Below are 22,443 nucleotides of genomic sequence, written 5' to 3'. Positions count from 1 at the left end.
TAAACCCCATGGGAGCGGGCTTGTCCGCATCGCGAGCAATCCCGCTCCCACATCAAGGTGCCACTTGATACATGGACAGGAACTGATGCTATTCATGCCTTGCTGGTTCATGGCGTGCCATTTCTTCCGTGCAGGAGGTAGCTCGGTCGCTGACTCAAACGTTCGTAATAGTCGCTGACGGCCGGGAGGTCCGGGTGTGCAAGCGGCGTTTCGAACCAACGATTAACCGACAGGCCGATGGGGATGTCTGCAAGGGAAAATTCGTTGCCTGCAACGTAGGCCCCGGTTGATTCAAGCTGCCTGTTGAGAATCTCCATGTGCCTGGACCAGTCATTGCACGCGGCAGCCAGCGCCAGGCTGTCCTGATGCTCTGGCGAATGCCGGACCAGCGACATAAAGGCATAACTCCACGATTTGTTGAGATCCGACGCTTGCCAATCGATCCATTGGTCCACGCAGGCTCGGGCTCTCGCTTCGTGCGGGTAAAGGTTGCTGGCGTTGTAGCGGGCAGCCAGGTAGCGAATGATCGAGTTTGATTCCCACAGAATGAAATCGTCATCCTGAATGACCGGCACCATGGCATTGGGGTTCAGTGCCAAAAACTCAGGGGTGCGCGTCGATTTGAAGCCAGCGCCCCAATCCTCCCGTTCAAAGGGTATTTCCATCTCGGCGCAGGCCCAGAGTACTTTGCGTACATTGATCGATGATGCCCTACCCATTATGCGTATCATTCCAGGCCCTTCTCGTTGGAGGCTATTGGTGTCGACACTTCGGTATATTCCACATTGGCCCGATTGCTTCAAGCCAAATCACTGTGGTTGGTGGGATTGATACGAAACCCGGGCTCCATCTTTTCAAACATAAAATAAATGATTGATTCCTAAGGCCCTGTAGGAGCGAGTTTGCTCGCGATCTTTTGAACTTGATCTGGCTTGTGACCTTGATCTAAGAGGCCCCGTTAAACCACGCTGGCCGATCGCAGGTGTTGCGCAGTTGCTAAGCCGCAGCAATGGATATGTACCCAAGAATACCGAGGTGGATGGTTTCACGGCTGCACGCAGCCGATCGCAGCCTTCGTACCTCGTCAGCGACTACAGTGTCCTGTTTGCTGCGCGACAGCGCGGCGTCGTAGACGGGGCGGCAACTCCTATCAAACACAAAATAAGTGATTGATTAAAAGGTCCTGTAGGAGCGAGCTTGCTCGCGATCTTTTGATCTTTGCCGCCAGGCTCTACGGCTGCCGCGCAGCCGGACGTAGCCTCGCAAGACTCGTCAACTGCTACAAGAACCAGGCAACCCTGTGGCTGTTGATCCAAGGAACAATTCCCACGGTATTTAGAAGCTGTACTTTGCCGTGATGCTGAAGTTACGCGGGTCGCCGTAAACGTCGTAGGGGCTCCAGGTGCTGTTGCTGGCGATACCCTGGTAGTACTTTTTGTCGAACAGGTTGTTGATGTTCAAGCGGGTATCCAGGTGCTGGTTCACCTTGTAGCCCGCCATCAGCCCAACCAATGCATAGGTTCTTTGCTCGATGTGATATTGGCCGAACGTTGAGTTGCTGCCTTTGTTGAAAATGCTGCTCTGGCTATACAGGTTGGCCCCGACGCGCCATTGGTTGAGCTCACCCGGCAGGGTGTAAACCGTATTGAGCTTGAACAGGTGGCGCGGCACGTCGGTATCGAACAGTCGGCCTTCCTTGTTGTGATCAGCATCCTTGCGGTACTTGGCCTGGGCAAAGGTGTAGCCTGCGCCGATTTGCCAGTCCGGGGTCAAGGCGCCGATCAACTCCAGGTCAATGCCCTGGCTGCGGACTTTGCCTGCGGCTTCGTAGCAATACACGCCGTCATCGCTGCGGGCGCATTGGGACTGGTTGTCGAGCAAGGCCGCCCGGTTCTCCTGATCAATCTGGAAGAAGGCCGCGCTGACGTTCAGAGCACCATCGAAGTATTCGCCCTTGATCCCGATTTCGTAGTTCTTGCCAACGATAGGCTTGATGACAGAGTTGTCATTGGCCACTTCGCTTTGCGGCATGAAGATGTCGGTGTAGCTGGCGTAGACCGAATGGTTGGCGTCCAGTTCATAGATCACTCCGGCATAGCGGGTCAGGTTGCGCGTGACCTTGTAATTGCTGTTGGTGTAGTAATCGTCGTTCAACTGATCGTAGATCGACGTGGTGTCGTACCAGTCCAGACGAGCGCCGAGGATCACTTTTAACGGGTCGCTGATACTCCAGCGGGTGGTCACGTAGAGGCCTTCCTGGTCGATGTTTTCGCTCAGGTTGTAACTGTCAGGCACATAGGGTTTGGGCACGCTGTGGGGGTCGAAGTTGATGATGTCGGCCACCGGAATAAACATATTTCCGCCCTTGCCGGAGGTCTTCAGCTGGCGCTTGCTGGCACCGATTACCAGTTCGTGCTGGCGGTCAAACAGGTTGAAAGGCCCGCTGACATAGGCGTCGTAGGTGGACTGGTCGTAGTTGCGCTTCTGGTTGAAGACCCGCTGTTGGTAGGTGGCGTAATGCTCCAGCACAGCGCCGGTCAGCTTGAAGTCCGACCAGTTTTTAGAGGCCGAGACATGGCCGCGCCAGTCATTGGCGAAGCGATGGTCCAGCTCGGCAAACACGGTCTTGTTGTCAATGTCCTGGTGGCTCCAGGTGTAACCGAAGGTCTTGGAGCGGGAGAAGTTGACGTGGCTGCCGTCCGGGTTGACCGGCAAGCCGCCCCAGTTGATGTTGTTGTTATCGTTTTGATCCGAGGCCCCGACGGTCAGGGTGGTGGAGTCGTTCAGATCGAACTCGCTGATGCCGTAAAACACCCCGCGCTCACGTCCGGCATAGTCCTGGAAACCGTCCTTGTCCTGGTAGGCACCGACAAAGCGTCCGCGCAGGCTGCCCGAGTCGTTCAATGGGCCCGATACGTCCAGTTCGGAACGGTAGTTGTCCCAGCTTCCGGCCCCTGCGCTAATGCTGCCTTGAAAGTCAAGGGTTGGGCGTTTGCGCACCATGTTGATGGCGGCAGACGGGTTGCCGGCGCCTTGCATCAAGCCGGTGGCGCCACGCACGATTTCTACGCGGTCGTACGGCGCCATGTCTGCAGCGGCTACCCAGTCGGCGTTGTAGGTGGTGGGCAAGCCATCGAACATCAGGTTGGTTATGGGAAAGCCCCGGGAAAAATATTCGCTGTTGGCGGGACGTGCAGCCGCCATGCGCAAGCCCGGAGTGGCTTGCACCACGTCATCCAGATTGCGCATGTCTTGGTCGTCCATGCGCTGGCGGGTGATGACGGTGACCGCTTGCGGGGTCTCGCGCTGGCTCATCGACAGTTTGGTCGCTGTCTGCATGGCACCGGTGGCGTAGGATCCGGTGTTCTCTGTGGTGCTGCCCAATGCCGAAGCGTTGATACTGGTGGCGCCAAGCTCCAGCGCACCGGCGACCTGCGGCACCAGCAAATAGGCGCCATTGGCCTGCTGCACGGCGGAGTAACCGCTGCCTGCCAGAATGTGTGCCAGCCCTTCGGCCACGCTGTACTGACCCTTAAGGCCCTGGCTGGTTTTGCCTGCGGTCAGGCTGGCATTGGTCGACAGGGCAATGGCGGCTTGGCGGCCAAACTGGCTGAGCGCTTGATCCAGAGGGCCGGGATTGACTGAAAACTGAATCTGCCGATCCGCTGCCTGTGCCTGAACCTGGGGTATCAGCAAGCCTTCGGTAACGACCAGCCCGCCGAGCAGCAGCATGCTGACGGCTGATACACAGCTGCGTTTACGTAGAGGCGGTCGAGGGATAGAGCGGTCTTTCATGGCGGGTTTCCGACGTCAGGAGAGGGGGGGGCCGCTATCGCAATCAGCGGGATTTGCCCATAAGCCAAATGAGAATCAAAAACCTGCCGATTTTTCTGATTTATTTTGAAGACGTGTTCAGCGCGAGGTGAGGGTTGTCCAATAACGGGTGCGACGCTGCACTGTCACCGGCAAACTTTGCTCCAACATCGAGAAAATCTGTTCGGGGTCTTGCAACGGGTACGACCCTGTCAGCCGCAGGTCCGCGACAGCGGGATCGCAGCGCAACAGGCCGGGCACATGGCGCGACAGTTCCTGTATGAAGTCCCCCAGGCGCATGCGCTCGGCGACAATAAATCCGTCGATCCAGGCTGTATCGGCGAGATTGGCGGGTTGTGCAGAGTACACCTGGCGACTGCTTATCCAGGCTTGGGTGTGGGCTTGCACCACCCGTGAGTCGCCACCGCTCTTCAGGCTGGCAGCCACTTTGCCGCTACTGACCGCCAGCAGGGTGCCGCGCCCATCCTCCTCGCGGCGCACGCTAAAACGCGTACCCAGCGGTTGCAAGCGCGCCTCGGCGGTATAGACCAGCAGAGGTCGCCCGCCAGGGTCGGTGGCGGTAAGCACATCTATTTCACCCTGACGCAAGGTCAGACGCCGTACCTGAGCGTCGTAGTGCACATCCAGCAGGGTGCGCGTGTTAAGCCAGATCTGCGTACCGTCTGCCAAGGTGTAGTGGCTGCGTTCGCCGGTGCCGGTGTGATAATCGGCAAGCGTGCTTTGCAGCCAGAAGCTGTCGCTGGCTTGCCAGGCAGTGCCGCCCAGAAGCCCGGCACCGAGCAGAATCTTGAGCACTTGGCGACGATCGCGTTCCTGTGCAGGGGTGTTCTTTAAGGTCTGCCGGGCCAAGGGATTGGCCAGTTGGCTGGAACGACGCTGCAACTGTTGGCGAATGCTGTTGAAGCGTTGCCATGCCTGCTCGTGTTGCACATGTGCGTTGCGCCATTGTTGGAGCGCCAAGGCTTGCGCCGAATTCATTTCGCCCGATTGCGCCAGGGTAAACCATGCCAGGGCCTGGTCACGGATGGCTTCGGGCAGAGGCGTGGACGGGTTTTCGGACACTGACACGCGACTCACTCGAACTGGCTGGCGTAGCACATGGCGAACGCTTTGCTCATGGACTTTTGGACTTTATCGACACTCATCCCCAGTTGGCTGCCGATCTGTTTGTAGGTCAGGCCGTCGAGTTGCGAGAGCAAGAAAATTTCTCGCATGGACGGCGACATGCCGTTGAGCAATTCATCGATCTCTACCAGGGTTTCAATCAGCAGGGATTTGTCTTCCGGGGACATTTGCAGTGCTTGTGGCTGCTCGGCCAACGCTTGCAGGTAAGCGCGCTCCACCGCCTGACGGCGCCAGCGATTGATCAGCAGGCTATTGGCAATTGTCGCCAGATAGGCCAAGGGCTGGCGCAAGTCATCGACCGGGCGCCGCGACCGCATGATGCGTACAAACGTATCCTGCGTCAGGTCATCGGCATCGGCGTTTTCCTGCAAGCGTTTGCGCAACCAGTTCTTCAGCCAACCACTGTGTTGCAGGTAGAGGTGCTCGACATCCTGTTCGAAACTGCGGTGGTTGGTCATGATGATGAAAATCAGTTAGTGATTGATAAGTATTCTCAACTTTAGCGTGGGCGCTGGAGGGATGCAATCTGCCAGTACCGGGCCCAGTGTGTTCACAGGGATGGCAGGAGAGTGAATAACCCGCTATTTAGTGCGCTGCATCCTTGGTATCGAGCAACAAATCATGGGTTGCCCGACTGAAACGCTCGATAAGGAAGGGGCCGCAAGTCATACCGTGGCTGGTGCTGGGGTTGTTACTGCCAGCGCTGTTTATCGCGTGGGCAGTTAAGCACCAGCAAATCAGGCGTTAGGCCTGGTACGAAAGGCAGGCTGGCAAACACCCCGTGGCAAAGGCCAATACTGGCCTCTGCCACGGATTAGCGTAATGCACGTCGGGAAGCGTTCGGCAGCATGCCCCGTTTGACTATTCGCCAGGCACTGTGCGCTGCACGCGAAACAGGATTACGCATGCCCTGCTTTACGGTCCACTCGAATTCCTTCGCTATGCGCAATCTTTTCTGTATTGCGGGATCAGGTTTGACATGTATAGCAATGACGTCGATATCCACCCCTTTGAAGGCATCACGAACTACTTGCCTGTCGATCGCCGTTGGCAGCAGACCGAATGCATCCATGATTCTTTGGGTAGAGCGGCCATTACCTGCACTGTTGAGGAAATTCACAAGCATTCCTTCGTTCTTATCGGTAGCGCTTAACGCCTCTTTATTGATGACTTCCCAGCGCACAATGACTTTCGGTAATACACCGTAGAAATTGTTCTGCTTTGAAACCAGTTCATATTGATGCCACGTCACATCAGTTGCGTACGGTCCATCGCCGGGTGCACGGAAGTTTTCGATCATTTTCCAACGCCCCGGTAAATACTCGTTTTTGAAACGGTAACTTTCGGATATGGAAGAGTCCGAGTAGGTCGATCTAATCGTATTTATGCCAGATGCCTTATGAGTCAGGTCAGTCTCAACAGCCGTTCGGCGAGCCGCCGACTCTTGTTCAGTCACGTCCCGACGCCAGAATGTTTTCAGATCTTGTTGATCGCCCGGAAAGTGTGCGCTGGGGGAATTGTCTGAGTAGTTATCATCATTCTCTTAAGGCTGTCTGCCATCGCCATCGTAAAAGCGCACTGGGTTATTCCTGACCATTCGAAACAGGTTCAACCCATCCACATCCCCCGCCGGGTCCGGATTTATCCAGCGCTGTAACCACGGTGCGTAATAACGGAAGCCGTAGTAATACAACCCGGTTGCATCCCGTTCTTTACCCGAATAACGAATCACTTTGTAGCGGGCTTCCAGTGCACTTTTAGCCCCCCACCAGGCCGTCCCGCCGTAGGGGTAGTAACTTTCCTGGCTTAAGACTTCTCCGCTTTGATCCAGCTCCAGCGTGCTGCTGCCCAAGTGGTCGTTCACGCTGTAACGGTGTTGATGCTGGCCATTTTCCCGGTTCAACAAACGCACGGCATTACGCCCCGCTTGGGCAAGCACCACGTGCAATTGCTCGCCTGTCGTTCGGCTGCGAATCTCCAGCCCCGGCAAGTAGCGCACTTCGCTGATATGCTCGCCACCCCGGGTTTTGGCGCGGCGCACTTTACGCACGCGCTGGCCGCCGCCGTCATAGACGTAGGTTTCTGTGTCGTCGTCCTGGCCATCTGGATCTTCGCGCTGCACCTGCGTTACGAGCTGCAACTGATTGCGGCTGTCCCACTGCATGACCTGGCCCGGTGCCAGGGCCTGTTGATTGCCGTTGGCATCAAACGCCTTGGCAAAATCTATCGGCGAACCGTCCTTGAACAGGCTGCGGTTGCTGAGTGCGTCGACGACCATTTCGCGGGTATAGCTGTTGCCAGCCCCGGCAGCGTGCTTGAGCCGGGTCAGGTTGCCGCCGCTGTCGTAGCTGTAGGTCTGGCTGTAAGTGCGCCAACGGCTGTCATCTACCGGTCCGAAGATCTCCAGCCGCGGCAGGCTCGGGCCGATGGTTTGGCTGGCGTTTTCGCGACCGGTAGCGCTGATCAATTGATAGAGCGTGTCATAGGTGAAGGTACTGACTGCCTGAATTCGCTGTCTGGCAAACCATTGCACCGGCTGGGCAAGGTCTTCGATACGGGTGATGTTGCCTACCGGATCGTATTGGTAGTGCAGGTCCTGTAGCGTTTTACCGTCTGACCTTTTGGCCTTCAGACTGGACAGCAGGCCGTCCCGCGCCGAGTAATAGGCCGTGGTCGTCACATCGTTGCCTGCCTGCTCAATTTCTACCTGGCCCAAGGCGTTGTAGGTCGTGATTTTGAGCAAGGCAACGTTGTTCAGCCAGGACGCAAAAGGTTGCCCGGCCACATCAAATTCAAAACGCTGCACATGCCCAAGCGCGTCGGTCTGCTCGATAACAGCACCCAGCGCATCGTGTCGCCAGCGTGTGGTGTAAACCGCGTCTTCAAGATCGGCTTCAGATGCGGGCCACTGGGGCTGCGTCAGTGCGGTGCAGAATTGCCGCGCTTCGCTCAGCGGCTGCCCGGTGAGGGCAAATGCGTCATGCCACAGACTGCCCGCCTGATCATCGTGGCGGAGCAATTGCCCGCAGCGGTTGTGGTGGGCGTCTTCTTCGTCGGCACCCGCGTAGGTAAAACGCTCCACGCACAGCGGCGGCTCGTGTTCGAACACATTCACTGGCCGCATCAGTTCATCGTAGGTAAAGCGCCGATGGGTGTCGCGTCCGTCCCAGCTATCACGCAACTGCCCGGCAGCGTCATGACAGGCAAGCCGCCAGCCGGCATCCACGCTCGTGGTCAGCAGCACTTGGCCGCTGAGGCTATAGCGCGTGGACTGGTTTGCAAGATCGCTCAGCACAAATAAACGCGGGTCCCATTGCTGGCACAGGTGCCCGTTGGCATTGAATACCTGACGCTGGACCCGCTCAGCAATGGGCTCCTCAACTTCCTGTCGATGGTGAGCAATGCTGCGTACAACCAAACCACGTGGATCGGTGACAGTCAGCAAAGGCGTGTGCTGATGCAGGGAGCTTGGCATAAGCAATTCTCAACGTATCAGCCACGGACTCAGTTGTAGAAGCCGCTTGAATTTAAACGGTAGCAGGCGGTTATGGAATGAGCCAATTCACCTGGAACGCCGGGCTGAGAAAGGAAGACATCTGGATCAATTTGATCGATGTCAAACGCGGCGAGTCGCTGTTGCCTCACAACCTGCTTGCCCGTCGGGTTTAGGGCATTGCAGGTTTAGCCACATCCTCTTTTTCAGCGTCTTGCTCCAGCAGCACCAGTGCACCGACGATCAGCGCATGCATGCCTTGTTCAAGCTCGGCTTCCATCTCGGCTTCTTCTGCCGCGCTTTCCGCCTCCAGCACCGGTTCCCGACCGGTCACCGAATACACCGTGTCGGCCACGGCGATACCGTGAAACGCGACGGTCGCCAGCAGCCAGCGCGCGCGCTCTTTTGAAAGGCCATAGGCCTGGGCGATATGGCTCTGATGGTCGTCGATTTTGGCGAGCATCGGCTGGGTCGCCGCCAGCCTGCGGATGACGTAAGGCGTCAGCCCGGGATGCGCCTTGACGAACACCCGCACCGAGGTGGCAAACACCATCATGTAGTCCTTCAGCCCGCTGTATTGATCAGCCTCGGCCTGGGGTATCTGCCAACGGGTGAAGATCTCTTCGGCGACCATGCTCTTGAGGGCTTCCAGATTCGCCACGTGCTTATAAAGCGCCATATGGCTGACGCCCAGCGCCGCAGCTACGCCGACAAAGGTAATGCTCGGCAAGCCCATCTTGATGCCTGCTTCGACGATGCGTTCCCGGGTGATGGTACGAGGGCGCCCTCGGGTTGCGGGCGATTGTGGCGGTGTCATAACAAATCCTTGAACGTGGGTGACAGTCTTGTAGCCGTCTTGTCAGGATTTCGCAAATTAGTTTATAGTCATGCAACTAATTAAGATTGGCGTTTACAGTGGCGTTTCTAATGCCCTGACGACGCTTGTATCCCTGCGAAGGAAAGCGCGAGCTTTCCAGCTCTCCTGAAATTCCGGACGTTTGAATTCCATGGAAACTCCTGACCCGGCCTCGGCCAAACCAAAGGTGCGTGGCCCGATCAGCCAGCTACTGAAGCCAGTTCGCGGGCGATTGATCCTTGCCGCCATGCTTGCGGCTTTAGGTGCGATGTTGACGCTGGTGCCACTGGCGGTGATTGCGCACATCGCCCGGCTTGCCCTGAGCGGGGCCGACATGGCGCAAAACCAGGTGGGGTGGGCCGTGACGGTCGGGCTGGCGAGCCTGTGTGCAGGTTTGTTGTTGATCGCCGCCTCTGAGCTGCTCGCGCATTTGGCTGACAACCGCCTCACCCATCATTTGCGAGTGGCGATTGCGCAACGCCTGAGCCGGGTACCGTTGGGCTGGTTCACCAGTCGGGCCTCGGGCGAGGTCAAGCAGGCGATGCAGGACGACATCAATACGCTGCACAGCCTGACGGCGCATTTCTACACGACACTGGGCCGTGCAGGCGGGGCCATTCTGATCGCGCTGAGCTACCTGTTTGCGCTGGATTGGCGGCTGGCAATTGTCTCGCTTCTGCCACTTGGGGGGTTCTTTTTGTTCTTCGCCAAGGCCATGAAAGCCAGTGAAGCGAACATGCAGGCGTTCGCGGCCGGCATGGGGCGTATCGACAACGCGGTCGTGGAATTCGTCAACGGTATTGCCGTGGTCAAGTCGTTTAGTGGCAGCGCCAGGGCCCCCCGCAGCTACCGCGATGCGGTGGATGCCTTCGCCGAGGCTTTTGTCGGTTTCACCCGGCCACTGGTGGCGCCGATGGCCAATGCCAATGCGCTGATTGCGCCGGTCACGGTACTGGGCATGGTGCTGGTGTTTGGCACCGTATTCGTTGGCCTGGGCTGGATGGAACCTCTCGATGTACTGCCGTTTGCCCTGGTGGCCCCGGGGCTTTGCGGCCCCTTGCTGTTGTTGCACTACATCACCCATGACCTGAATCACGCGACTGGCGCCGCCCGGCGTGTGCAGACCTTGCTGGATACACCGGTGCTGGAGCAGCCAAACCCAAGCGAACAGGCATCGCCCAACGGCAACGAGATCCGCTTTGAGCGTGTGGGTTACGCCTATGACGCTGAGCGCCGTGTGCTTGCAGACGTCAACTTGACGCTGAAACCGGGCTCCACCACGGCCATCGTCGGTTACTCCGGTGCGGGCAAATCGACGCTGGCGCGACTGCTGCTGCGCTTCTTTGACCCCACCGAGGGGCGCATCACGCTGGGCGGTGTGGACATTCGCCACATCGAGTCCTCCAGCCTGTACCGGCACATCGGTTTTGTCTTGCAGGAGGTGCGCCTGATCCACGCCAGCGTGCGCGACAACATTGCCCTGGGCAGGCCGTCGGCCACCCGGCAAGAGGTCGAGGAGGCAGCGCGAACCGCGAATATCCACGAACGAATCCTCGCGTTGCCACGTGGCTATGACGCCGTGATCGGCGAAGACGCACAGCTCTCTGGCGGCGAGCAGCAGCGTTTGAGCATCGCCCGGGCCGTGTTGCTTGATCCGCCCGTGTTGGTGCTCGACGAAGCCACGGCCGCCGCCGACGCCGAAAGCGAAGTGGCGATCCAGGAAGCGCTGTCACGTTTTGCCGTAGGCCGCACGCTGCTGGTGATTGCCCATCGCCTCGACACGGTGATGCATGCCGACCAGATCATCGTGCTCGACAACGGCACGGTGCTTGAACAGGGCTCGCATCAGCAACTGCTGGCACGCAAGGGGCTCTATGCGCGCTTGTGGGCGCAGGGTGGTTACACGCATTCAGAACAACAGGCGGTGCCCTCATGCTAAAACCTCTTGCTCAATTATTGGGCGATGACACGCCCGTCTTGCGTCGCTACCTGTGCATGGCCGTAGCCTATGGCCTGCTCAGCGGGCTGACCCTTATCACCCTGGTCCCCGTGTTACAGCATTTATTGGCCAACGATGTGCGGGGCGCCGGGTTATGGCTGGGCCTGACGCTGGCGGGCGTGGTGGTGTGCTGGGCCTGGCGACGCCAGGTAGACAAGGCAGGCGTGGCGGTGGGTGTGGCGATCTTGCAGGGCGCCCGGCAACGTATCGGTGATCATGTCGCGAGCCTGCCGCTGGGCTGGTTCACCGCGCAAAATACCAGTCGCCTTGGGCATGTGATTACCCACGGCGTGATGGCGGTTGCGCAATTACCGGCGCATGTCTTTACGCCGCTTATCACCGGCGCCGTCACGCCGCTGGTGATGGTCGCTGCGCTGTTTGCGCTGCACTGGCCGCTGGGCCTGATTGCACTGCTGGGGCTGCCGCTGCTGGTGCTCGCGATGCGTTTAACAGGGCGGCTCGGGCGACACTCCGGCCGGGCTTACCAGCAACACTTTGCCGATGCCAGCCAGCGCATGGTTGAGTTCGCCCAGGCACAGTCGGTGCTGCGCGCCTTTAACGGCGAAGGCGGCGGAACGCAGTTGCTGGAGCACGCCATCGACCGGCAGCGCCGCTCCGGCATGCGCCTGATCTTGCAGTCCACGCTCTCGGTGGTGCTCAACGCCTGGGTGGTGCAGGCCATCTTTGCGCTATTGCTGATAGCGGCTGTGGGCTGGCTCAACGCTCAAGTGGGCATCGCCCAGGACACCGGCTCGGTGATTGCTGTTGTGGTCGCGCTGGTATTGGCCAGCCGCTACATCGACCCGCTACTCGACGTGGCCAGCTACGCCGAAACTGTGCGTGGTGCCTACGGTCAGCTTGAGCAAGTGCAAAGCATTTTTGCCGTTGCGCCATTGCCTGAACCCGCTCAGCCACAGACCCCGGCAGATGCTTCGATCGAGTTGCGCGGGGTCAGCATGCGCTATGCGCCCGACCAGCCGGAAGTGTTGCACGGCGTCAGCCTGCGCATTGCGCCGGGCAGCATGACGGCACTGATTGGTGCTTCCGGCTCCGGCAAGACCACGCTGGTGTGCTTGCTCGCGCGGTTTTTCGATGCCAGCCAGGGCAGCGTGCTGATTGGTGGGGTGGACGTGCGGCAAATGTCCAGCGCGCAACTGACCAGCCAGATCAGTCAGATTTTTCAGGACACTTATCTGTTTCAGGGCAGCATTGCCGACAACATTCGTATCGGCAGACCTGCCGCCAACCTGGCCGAGATTCTCGATGCGGCGCAGCAGGCAGGGGTCAGCGAACTGATCGAACGTTTGCCTCAGGGCATCGATACGCCGGTGGGTGAGGGTGGTGCGCAATTGTCCGGCGGTGAGCGTCAACGCATCGCGATTGCCCGGGCGCTGATCAAAAACGCCCCCATCCTGCTGGTCGATGAAGCCACCGCCGCCCTGGATGCCGAGAACCAACAGGTGATCGCCCAGACACTCGCCAGGCTGCGCGGTCGGCACACCCTGGTGGTGATCGCGCACCAGTTGTCTACGGTGGCCATGGCGGACCAGATTCTGGTGCTCGATAAGGGCCAATTGGTTGAGCAAGGCTCCCCGGCAGCATTGCGCGCCAGCAACGGCCGTTATGCGCAGTTCCTGGCGCAACGCCGGGCGGCCAAGGGCTGGCGTATTGCTGTGCCCACGAACGGCGAGCAAGCCTGATGCGTGCACGATGGACTGTGCTGTTTGCCTTGCTCTGCCTGGCGTCGCTGTTGGTCGGGGCGCGGCAGTTGCAGTGGTCGCAGTTGTTCTCTGCGTCGGGCGATGCCTGGCTGACGATCACAGCCAGTCGCCTGCCGCGTCTTGCCGCGTTGGTGCTGACCGGGGTTGGCCTGGCGGTGTGCGGGGTGATTCTGCAGCATATTGTGCGCAACAAATTCGTCGAGCCGGGCACCACGGGCGGGCTGGATGCGGCCAAGCTCGGCATCCTCGTGTCATTGGCGCTGGCGCCCGCTGCCGGAGCGCCTGCGCGAATGCTGTTCGCCTTGGTGTTTTGTTTCGCTGCCGGCCTGATCTTTGTCTTGCTGATCCGCCGCATCCAGTTCAAAAGCACGGTATTGGTCCCGGTTATCGGCCTGATGTATGGCGGCGTACTGAGCGCCTTTGCCGAGTTTTATGCCTATCGCAATAACATCATGCAAAGCATGCAGGGCTGGCTGCTGGGGGACTTTTCCCGGGTGGTGCAGGGCAGCTACGAAATCATCTATTTGATTCTGCCGATTGTTGTTCTGACCTACCTGTATGCCCACCGTTTCACTGTGGTGGGCATGGGCGAAGGCATGGCCACCAGCCTGGGTCTCAACTACCCGGCAACCGTGGTGCTGGGCTTGCTGCTGGTGGCGGTGACGGTATCCGCCACGGTGATTACGGTCGGCGCGATCCCCTTTGTCGGCCTGGTCATCCCCAATCTGGTCGCGCTGCGTTATGGCGACAACCTGGCGCGCACGCTGCCCATCGTGGCACTGGGTGGCGCGTGCTTGCTGTTGGTCTGCGACATTCTTGGGCGCCTGATTATTTATCCGTTCGAAGTGCCCATCGGTCTGACTGCGGGCAGCGTAGGCGGGGTGTTGTTCCTCGCGCTGATCCTCTGGAGGCACCGATGAACCGCGTGCTGCCCCGATATGCCGTGTGGGGCGTGGTCGTTGTGTTGGCGCTGGTGTTTGTGTTCCTGCGCTCGGGCCTGGACGTTGACTATGTGATTCCCAAGCGGCTCGCCCGGCTCGCAGCCATGGTGATCGGCGGGGTGGCGATTGCCTGGTCGTCGATTACCTTTCAGACCATTACCGGCAACCGCATATTGACCCCAGCAATCATGGGCTATGAGGCGGTGTATCTGCTCTTGCAGGCCTTGCTGGTGTTGTTTCTCGGCACTTACAGCGCGGTTCTGCTGGGTGTGTCCGGTAACTTTTTGCTGTCCGTGCTGCTGATGCTTGCCTATTCGTGGTGCATCCATCGCGGGTTGTTCCGAGTCGGCAAGAACAACGTGTATTTCCTGCTGTTGGTCGGCCTGGTACTGACCATGGTGATCAGTACCTTTACCCAGTTCGTCCAGCTCAAGGTCAGCCCCGGTGAGTTCTCTGTGTTGCAGGGCTTTAGCCAGGCTTCTTTTAATCGGGCACAGCCTGCGCAGTTGCTCTTCTGCGGGGCGCTGGTGGCGGCGGTTTGCCTGGTGGGTCTGAAGGCCTTACCCACCCTGGATGTACTCGCCATTGGGCGCGATCAGGCCATTTCGCTAGGGGTTGATTACCAGCGCAACGTGCGCCTGCATCTGGGCTTGATTGCGGCGCTGGTGGCGATTTCCACCAGCTTGCTCGGGCCCACAGCCTTTATGGGCGTATTTGTCGCAAACATCACGTATGCCCTGGCCCGTACCTTCAGGCACCGGGTCACCCTGGCGCTGGGCAGCGCGATTGCCGTTGGTATGTTTATCGCCGCCCAACTCTTGGTCGAGCATGTTTTCAACTACAAGACCACTGTCGGCATCCTCGTCAATCTGGTGTGCGGCGGGTACTTCCTGGTGTTGATGGTGCGTACCCGAGGAGCCCCATGATTACTGTCCATGACATTCATAAGGCCTATGGCGCCAAGACCGTACTGAACAATGTTAATGCGTGTTTCCCAAGAGGCGGGCTGACCTCGCTGATCGGCCCAAATGGGGCTGGCAAGACCACGTTGCTGATGATGATCGCGCGGCTGATGGCGCCGGGGCGTGGCGAAGTACGCCTCGAAGGCCGCCCGGTCACGGGCTTGCCAATCAATGAGTACGCCAAGCGGGTGGCGACGTTGCGCCAGTCGCCAGACTTCAATTTGCGCTTGACGGTGGAGGAGTTGATCGCGTTTGGGCGCTTTCCGTTCAGCCGCGGGGCGTTGACCGCCGAAGACCGGCGGCTGATCGGCGAGGCAATCGATTTTCTGTCTCTGCAACCGCTGCGCCATGCCTACCTCGACGAGCTCAGCGGCGGGCAGCGGCAAATGGCCTTTTTGGCGATGACGATTGCTCAGCAAACTGACTACCTGTTGCTCGATGAACCGCTCAACAACCTCGATATCAAGCACGCCGTGCAGATCATGCGCGCGCTGCGCCGACTCTGCGACGAGTTCGGCCGCACGGTGATTCTGGTGGTGCATGACATCAACTTTGCCGCCAGCTATTCCGATCACATCGTGGCGATGAAGGCGGGTGCGGTGCAGTGCGCCGGGCGCGTTGAGCAGGTGATTACTCAAACCCGGCTCAGCGAGCTGTACGGGCTGGATTTCGACATCAGCCAGGGCCCGCGCGGGCTTCTGTGCAACTACTTCAACCCCTAGAGAGAACCTTGAACATGGCGCATCACACCCAGCGTTTGTGGCCGTTGGCCCTGCTGATAGCCGCAGCTTTTGCGGTGCAGGGCTGCAACGACAAACCGGCAACACCGACCAAGGCCAGCCCTGCCGCGCAAGCGGGGCAGGGCGCTCACGCACCGGTCAGCGTGCAGCATCAATTGGGCACAACGGTGATCGAGCACGCCCCGCAACGGGTGGTGGCCCTGGACATGAATGAGGTCGATTTTCTTGACCAGCTCGGCGTGCCGGTGGTGGGGATGCCAAAGGATTTTGTCCCGCATTTTCTCGCCCGCTACAAGGATGCCGCGAGTGTCGGGGACGTCGGCGCCATTGTGCAGCCCAATCTTGAGCGCGTGTATGCGGCCAGGCCGGACCTGATCCTCATCACCTCGTTGCAGGCCAATCACTATCAAGAGCTGAGCGAAATGGCCCCGACCGTCCATTTCGATGTCGACTACCGCGACAGCGAAGCGCGGCATATCGACGTCATCAAAGATCACTTGCTGACCTTGGGGCAGATTTTCGATAAGCAGGCGCTGGCCCGCCAGAAGGTTGATGAGCTGGATGCCAAAGTCGAAGAGGTCAGGCATCTCACAGAAGGAAGGCCCGAAAAAGCCCTGGTGGTGCTTCACAACAATGGCGCTTTCAGTTCATTCGGCGTGCAGTCGCGCTATGGCTTTATCTTCAATGCGCTGGGGGTGAAACCCGCTAGCGCGACCGCCGAAGCGGGTCTGCATGGTCAGCCGATTTCCAGCGAATTCATTCAGCAGGCCAACCCCGACATCATTTATGTGGTGGACCGCACGGCGGTGATGGAGCGTCGCCCGGTGATGGACGCCCAAAGCATGGGCAACCCGTTGCTGCAGCAGACCAAAGCTTGGAAGAACGGCAAGGTGATTTTTGCCGATGCTCAGGCCTGGTACGTGACCGGCGCGAGTCCGACCTCGCTGAAATTGATGATTGAGGACGTTGAAAAAGGCTATCAGCGCTAAGCCGCGCCAAGTCTGGCCAGTCATTTATTGGCTATCTAACGATTCTCATTAAAAACACCCTTTTTATTTAGATAAACAACAACCAGCAACTTCCCAGTTGAATGGAGCCTTAGCGTGCGTAAAAAACACTTTTCAACCCGCATTGCGCCACCTCGCGCAGACTTTGCCTTGAACCGCACCGCCATTGCCGTACAGCGTGTGCTGCTGGGCATGACCTTGGCCGTGGCCGGCTTGCCAGCCTATGCCGACACCTTGAACACCGAAGAAAAGGCCGTCTCGACACTGCCTGAAACGAGGGTGGAGGGTGAAATGGACTTGCCTTCTGAATTGCCCCCCAGCTACGCGGGAGGGCAGGTTGCCTATGGCAGCCGGGTTGGCCTGCTGGGCAATAAAGACTTTATGGAAACGCCATTCAGCACCGTCAGTTACACCGAAAAATACATTGCCGACCGCCAGGCGCAAAACATCACCCAAGTGATCGCCGCCACAGATCCGGCGGTGTTCAGCAACGGGTTGACCGGCACCTTCAGCGAGAATTACTCCATTCGCGGTTTTGCCAGCAACATCAGCGACGTGACCATCGGCGGGTTGTATGGCGTCGCCCCTTACTACCGGATTTCGCCGGAAATGTACGAGCGCATCGAGGTGCTCAAAGGCCCGTCTGCGCTGCTCAACGGCATGCCGCCGGGAGGTTCGGTCGGAGGTGCCGTCAACCTGGTGCCCAAGCGTGCAGGGAACGAGCCGTTGACGCGCTTCACCGGCACTTATATGTCCGATGCGCAGTTTGGCGGTCACCTGGACGTGGGTCGGCGCTTTGGCGAAGACCAGCAGTTCGGCGTGCGCTTTAACGGGGTGTACCGGGATGGCGACGGTGCAGTGGATCATCAAAAGCTCAAAGCCGAATTGACCTCGCTCGGTCTGGACTGGCGAGGCGAGCGCGCGCGTCTGTCGGCCGACCTGTATGAGAGTGAAGACCGTGTTCGCGGGCAAAACCGCGGTATCAACCTGGCCTCCGGAGTGTCGGTGCCCAAGCTACCCAAGTCCGATACCTTGCTCAACCCTGACTGGGCCTATGTGCAGACCAAGGATCACGGTGCCATCGTGCGCGCCGAGTACGACCTGACTGACGATCTGATGGCTTATGCGGCGTTTGGCACCAGCGAAACCCGCTACGTTTACAGCGGCACCATGTTGGCCACGGTCTTTAACGAGGCGGGCGACTTCAAGACCAGCATGGGCCAACTGAAAATGGAGCTCGAAAAAACCTCAGGCGAAGCGGGCTTGAAGGGCAACTTCCAGACAGCGGCGATCAAGCACCAATGGTCGATCAACGCCACGCACTACGGCGACACCCAGAAGGACTACGGCCGCAGACAGGTACCCGGAGCGGACTGGATAACCAACATCTACAACCCGGTGTGGGGCCCGGCAGCGGATAAAAGCTTCCCGTACATTGCTCACAGCGAAACCCGCCTGACCAGTTACGGCGTGGCAGACACCTTATCGGTGCTTGAAGACCAGGTGCAATTAACCCTGGGGGTACGTCGTCAGCAAGTCCTGACCGATACCTTCAGCGTGAGCACCGGCGCACGAACCGGCCGCTATGACGAAGCCGCTACCACACCCGCAGCGGCATTATTGGTCAAGCTCACCGACAATGTGTCCGTGTATGCCAACTACATAGAAGGCCTGAGCAAAGGCGCCACCGCGCCGATGACAGCCGCGAATGCCGGGGATGTGTTCGCGCCCTACAAGTCCAAGCAAAAAGAAGTCGGCCTCAAACTGGACTTAGGCGACTTCACCCATACCCTGAGCCTCTATGAAATCAAGCGGCCCAGCAGCTATACCGACCCGGACACCAACGTCTTCTCCTTTGGCGGCGAACAACGCAACCGCGGGATTGAATGGGGCTTCTTCGGCGCGCCGCTGAACGACGTGCGGCTCATGGGCGGCGTGGCCCATGTTGATCCCAAACTCACCAAGACTGCTGGCGGCATCAATCAGGGCAAAACAGCCACCGGCTTGCCTAAATTACAAGGCAAGCTGGGCGTGGAGTGGGACACCCCGGTGATCGACGGCCTGACCCTCACCGCCAACGCAACCTCAGTGTCCAAGCAATACATCAATGCTGACAACTCGCAATCGATCCCTGGCTACACCATCTTTGACGTTGGCACCCGCTACACCACCCACCTGGCCAGCCGCCCGATCACCTTGCGCGGCAGCGTGACCAACGTCACCAATAAGGCCTATTGGGGGACGCCACTACTGTCCAGCCTGGGGCTGGGCGCGCCACGGACGGTTGAGCTTTCGGCTTCAGTGGATTTTTGAGCTAGTAGGGGAAAAGGTCTGGCGGCAGGGGCCGCCAGATTTTGGTTGGGGGGAGGGTCAAACGATCGCGAGGTAATCTCACTCCTGCATATTCACCGCAGTTGTTGTCATTCTTTACAGACTCTCCGGGTCCCCAAAAAACATTTTGACATGGCGCTAGCACGGTATTTTCAGGCCAAGAAAGTTTTGGTTTGCCCCCACTCACATGTGATTCACTGGCGATCGAGATTGCCCAGGTGTTGAAAATGTGTTGATCCAGCCTAGGGAGCGGTAACCAGGCGCGCCTCAAAGCCCTGTAGAAACTCGCGAACCATCGTCGAGTAGGGTTCGCTCTCGATGGCACTCGCGAGATCCTCAGTCGCGTTCTGGAACTCCTGCTCGATGTAGGACTGCATCCGGTCGTGGTACCACGAAGGCGAAGTGTCATCAGTGGGGTCGCCTGGGTACTTCATTCATCGTCTCCGCTGACATACTGCCCGGTTGTCGTTGGAACTCTAGCAACCACTCACATTGATGGTCCCTTCGGAGCGGGACGTTTTGATCTCCAGATTCGTTTTCCTTGAAGACTCTTGGAGGTTTCCTGAATTGATTTCGATAGATCTGTTCCGCTTCCTATGCGTTTAAAGTACTTAATTTTGTCCTCCAGCGCCTTGGTCGCTTGGTCCCAGTCGCTGGTCGCAAGTGCCCTGACACTGAAGTCGTGTTGCACCAAGGCCGCTAGAGCCCTTGGATACCGTTGCAAATAGAGGTCCCACGCAGTTAGAAACTTTGTTCGGACCGCAGGTGATGAATGCGCCCGCATCTGTGAGTAGATGTCTTTCAAAAAGCGGACATCCCAGGGGACGTGAAACCCAAAGTCCTCTCCAGGACTACCTCCAAGATTGATAGGCCATGCTCTCGTTGCGAGCGTGCTCAAGGACTGCAGCCCATGGCACAAAAACACGAACGACAAGTCTGGGGAAAAAGCCACTGTGGGCTGAAACAGACCAAACGCTTTACATTCGTCGGTGATGAACAGACCCAAAGAGGGAATGTCCTTTTCTGCATGGTATGCAGTTATAAGTGCCCCGCCAAAAAAACGTTCGACGTGGCTACGCTTGTAATGCTCAAAGTCACCTTTAACGATGACTCCTCGAAAAAAAATATCCTGGCCCACTAGGCGGTGATGGAGATCTTCAGCGCAATCTACCAGTGTTTGCACGCAAAACTTGCTTTCAGTGGTGGCAGATGCTGGTTGACTGTTATAGATAAGGATGGTGTCAGAGAAAACGATCACCTTGAAGTCGGATCGGGTATGAACATTCAAGGTATCGAGGATCTCGTAAACACGAACCACCTTCCTCGGCTCGTCTCGCACCATGTTTGAAAAACCGAGGATGTCGATATACAGCAAGAACCGGTCACTCATTCCATTGCCCGCCGATCAGAAAACGCCATTCTGAAGGTCTTTAAACCCGATTAAAAGCCAGTAGGTGCCGGGCACCAGATTGAATCGCCTCGGATTCTCTAGGCACCTTGTAAGCAGACGAGCATCCCGTCTTGTTTATAAATCAACTTCTTGCGCACTCGCCCGCTGCATCGGCAGGCGAGTGAGGACGTCCTTCAGAAAGGCATACGCAAACGCGCTGATGCGCAGTTTTCATCGGCCCGAGGATGGGACACGCATAGTCGTGGTCCTGCCTAAAGGGCTGTCTGGACTTTGGCTGAAGGCTCCTGCGGCGGACAGTATGGGGTTAATGCGGAAATATCCAGCGGATCGCCTGTTAAATGAGGCTCGCTAGAACAGGGCGGCTGGTATTCCCAGAACAGCACTGATCATTTGTCCAGAATCAAATATTTTTGTACTGATTTGTTGCCCTTATCTGTAGCGCTTGGCATTATTTAGCCACTACTCGACACTGGCGCAGGGATGGCCGCGACACTCGCGTGTTTCTATGCGTCCTATTGGACGTAAGCCTAGTGCTCTCCTATCTCTGCATCCCCTCCATTTCTGATTTTTTGTGGTTCTATAAATGAGTTTTTTTCGAAAGCTCCTGGCTTTCATCGTCCAGCTATTCAGTCGGAAGGATGAGCCGGATAGCGATGTACTGCCAAAAATTGATCCTGAGAAAATCCAACGGGAACTACGGGTCGTTGAGTTGGCAAAGCTGCGTGGAGCAGCGGGTGTGCCGTCCAGCACAGCCACCCAGTTGTCAGATGTTGAGCACAGTATTCGAGGGGTGCTCGGCAGAATGCGCGAGCAGATACTCAAGTACGGCGAGCGGTCGCTCAAAATTCTGGATGATCGCTTGGACTCGATTGACGTGACCCGGGATATCAAGCGCACGATTGCATTAGGTGATGAGTTTGAGCGAAACGCTGATCAAGACATTTCAAAAATGGACGGCGAGCTATCGGAGCTTCAGCAGATAGCTGAGGACAAGGCTCGTTCGCTGGAGGCGTTTCGCGAGCAGCACAAGTTGCAAGGTCGGCTTGCAGAGGCATCTGATGGCGATGCGAAATGGAGGAATGGTGGCCTGCTGATCGCGATGATTGTCATTGAGGGGGCGGGAAACGCCTTTTTGTTTTCAGAGGGCATGGCCAGCGGATATGTGGGCGGATTTGTCACTGCACTGATGCTTTCGGCATTCAACGTGCTTGTATGCTTTTTTCTCGGCAGGGCCGGTACTTATAAACACCATGTAAAACCCTCTCTGGCTTTTGCAGGATATTTCGCGTTCGCTGCCTCCTTGCTAAGCATGGTCATTGTTGGTCTAGGAACTGCGTATTTCCGTTTTGTGCTGCCTCAACTGGAAGATGAATCGCAATCATCGATTGCTCTGATTCTCGGCTATATCCACACGTCGGTCCTTCCATTCCAGGACATCAGCTCTTGCGCGCTATTTGCCCTGACGGTTATTTTCGGGCTGATAGCTGTTTATAAAGGTTATACCTGGACAGATCGTTATCCAGGGTACGCGAGGGCTTACCTAGCTTACGAAGACTCGCAACGCAGGTATGTTTTTGCAATTGAGGCCTTACGACAAGTGCTTGAACAGCGCAAGGTCGAATCATTGCTGCTGATCGACCAGAACGTTGATCGTGCCTCATCAGCCATCCAAAACTTCAAGCGAAGCATGAGCCAAAAAGCGGTCATCAAGAAAGTTGTGGATGAGCGTATGGTGCTGGCCGACGAAACACTGACCAGTCTGGTTCGCACATACCGAATTGAAAACGAAATGGCCCGACCTCGCGATAATCCGCCGCCGGCCTATTTCGACGAGCCGGTGACTTTTGTTGAGGCCGAGATGCCCAATTTTTGCACCGAAAAGGACGAGCTAAAACTGGCGGAACAAGAACGCTTGATGCACGAAATGATCTCCAGTCTCGAGACGATCAGAGCGCGAATCCAGTCGTCCTTTAACCAGAAATACGATCAAGTACAGCCGCTGCAGCAGCTATTTTAAGGAGGT

17 protein-coding genes are annotated in these 22,443 nt (G+C 57.8%); 8 read left to right on the top strand and 9 right to left on the bottom strand.

Annotated features, from left to right (window positions below):
- Positions 1–107: 107 nt before the first annotated feature.
- The 7 genes from GHO41_RS03290 to GHO41_RS03260 all read right to left on the bottom strand — a co-directional run bounded on the left by GHO41_RS03290 (position 108) and on the right by GHO41_RS03260 (position 9,269).
- Positions 108–731, bottom strand: a complete 624-nt coding sequence (locus GHO41_RS03290) for a glutathione S-transferase family protein (protein ID WP_153326271.1) — start codon at positions 729–731, stop codon at positions 108–110.
- A gap of 604 nt (positions 732–1,335) precedes the next feature.
- On the bottom strand, positions 1,336–3,732 hold the full coding sequence (locus GHO41_RS03285) for a TonB-dependent siderophore receptor (protein ID WP_371928828.1): 2,397 nt from the start codon (positions 3,730–3,732) through the stop codon (positions 1,336–1,338).
- 180 nt (positions 3,733–3,912) lie between these two features.
- A complete protein-coding gene (locus GHO41_RS03280; protein WP_241486422.1) occupies positions 3,913–4,902 on the bottom strand; it encodes a FecR domain-containing protein in 990 nt (329 codons plus the stop codon).
- Positions 4,903–4,907: 5 nt separating this feature from the next.
- Positions 4,908–5,417 (bottom strand): sigma-70 family RNA polymerase sigma factor, encoded by a 510-nt coding sequence (locus GHO41_RS03275; protein ID WP_048372005.1) that lies wholly within the window; start codon positions 5,415–5,417, stop codon positions 4,908–4,910.
- Positions 5,418–5,773: 356 nt separating this feature from the next.
- Positions 5,774–6,415: a hypothetical protein gene (locus tag GHO41_RS29740; protein WP_178126463.1), complete on the bottom strand. Its 642-nt coding sequence runs from the start codon at positions 6,413–6,415 to the stop codon at positions 5,774–5,776.
- Positions 6,416–6,502: 87 nt separating this feature from the next.
- Positions 6,503–8,434 (bottom strand): RHS repeat-associated core domain-containing protein, encoded by a 1,932-nt coding sequence (locus GHO41_RS03265; protein WP_153432956.1) that lies wholly within the window; start codon positions 8,432–8,434, stop codon positions 6,503–6,505.
- Between the two features lie 190 nt (positions 8,435–8,624).
- Positions 8,625–9,269, bottom strand: coding sequence for a TetR/AcrR family transcriptional regulator (locus GHO41_RS03260; protein ID WP_153432955.1), 645 nt, complete (start codon positions 9,267–9,269; stop codon positions 8,625–8,627).
- Positions 9,270–9,459: 190 nt separating this feature from the next.
- Here GHO41_RS03260 and GHO41_RS03255 point away from each other — a divergent pair, with 190 nt between their 5' ends.
- From GHO41_RS03255 to GHO41_RS03225, 7 genes are all read left to right on the top strand, one after another.
- Complete coding sequence (locus tag GHO41_RS03255) at positions 9,460–11,247, top strand: ABC transporter ATP-binding protein (protein WP_153432954.1); 1,788 nt, start codon at positions 9,460–9,462, stop codon at positions 11,245–11,247.
- Complete coding sequence (locus tag GHO41_RS03250) at positions 11,241–13,007, top strand: ABC transporter ATP-binding protein (RefSeq protein ID WP_153432953.1); 1,767 nt, start codon at positions 11,241–11,243, stop codon at positions 13,005–13,007. The genes GHO41_RS03255 and GHO41_RS03250 overlap by 7 nt, the downstream gene beginning before the upstream one ends.
- The gene (locus tag GHO41_RS03245) at positions 13,007–13,948 is read left to right on the top strand and encodes an ABC transporter permease (RefSeq protein ID WP_153432952.1); all 942 of its coding nucleotides are present in this window, start codon (positions 13,007–13,009) and stop codon (positions 13,946–13,948) included. The genes GHO41_RS03250 and GHO41_RS03245 overlap by 1 nt, the downstream gene beginning before the upstream one ends.
- Complete coding sequence (locus GHO41_RS03240; RefSeq protein WP_153432951.1) at positions 13,945–14,895, top strand: iron chelate uptake ABC transporter family permease subunit; 951 nt, start codon at positions 13,945–13,947, stop codon at positions 14,893–14,895. The genes GHO41_RS03245 and GHO41_RS03240 overlap by 4 nt, the downstream gene beginning before the upstream one ends.
- Complete coding sequence (locus GHO41_RS03235; RefSeq protein WP_153432950.1) at positions 14,892–15,653, top strand: ABC transporter ATP-binding protein; 762 nt, start codon at positions 14,892–14,894, stop codon at positions 15,651–15,653. Before GHO41_RS03240 ends, GHO41_RS03235 begins: the two co-directional genes overlap by 4 nt.
- Positions 15,654–15,667: 14 nt before the next feature.
- Positions 15,668–16,660, top strand: coding sequence for a siderophore ABC transporter substrate-binding protein (locus GHO41_RS03230; protein ID WP_153432949.1), 993 nt, complete (start codon positions 15,668–15,670; stop codon positions 16,658–16,660).
- Positions 16,661–16,774: 114 nt separating this feature from the next.
- A complete protein-coding gene (locus tag GHO41_RS03225; RefSeq protein WP_371928824.1) occupies positions 16,775–18,991 on the top strand; it encodes a TonB-dependent receptor in 2,217 nt (738 codons plus the stop codon).
- 260 nt (positions 18,992–19,251) lie between these two features.
- On the opposite strand, the gene GHO41_RS03220 is transcribed toward GHO41_RS03225, so the two are convergent.
- On the bottom strand, positions 19,252–19,443 hold the full coding sequence (locus GHO41_RS03220; protein ID WP_153432948.1) for a hypothetical protein: 192 nt from the start codon (positions 19,441–19,443) through the stop codon (positions 19,252–19,254).
- A gap of 53 nt (positions 19,444–19,496) precedes the next feature.
- Complete coding sequence (locus GHO41_RS03215) at positions 19,497–20,399, bottom strand: hypothetical protein (RefSeq protein ID WP_153432947.1); 903 nt, start codon at positions 20,397–20,399, stop codon at positions 19,497–19,499.
- 604 nt (positions 20,400–21,003) lie between these two features.
- Between GHO41_RS03215 and GHO41_RS03210 the strand changes: the two genes are divergently transcribed.
- Positions 21,004–22,437: a hypothetical protein gene (locus GHO41_RS03210; RefSeq protein WP_153432946.1), complete on the top strand. Its 1,434-nt coding sequence runs from the start codon at positions 21,004–21,006 to the stop codon at positions 22,435–22,437.
- Positions 22,438–22,443 lie beyond the last annotated feature (6 nt).

The organism is Pseudomonas sp. FSL R10-0399 (assembly GCF_009600165.1).
Taxonomy (GTDB): domain Bacteria; phylum Pseudomonadota; class Gammaproteobacteria; order Pseudomonadales; family Pseudomonadaceae; genus Aquipseudomonas; species Aquipseudomonas helleri.
The sequence above is the reverse complement of the archived record's forward strand: the minus strand, read 5'-3'. Positions and strand labels throughout refer to the sequence as shown.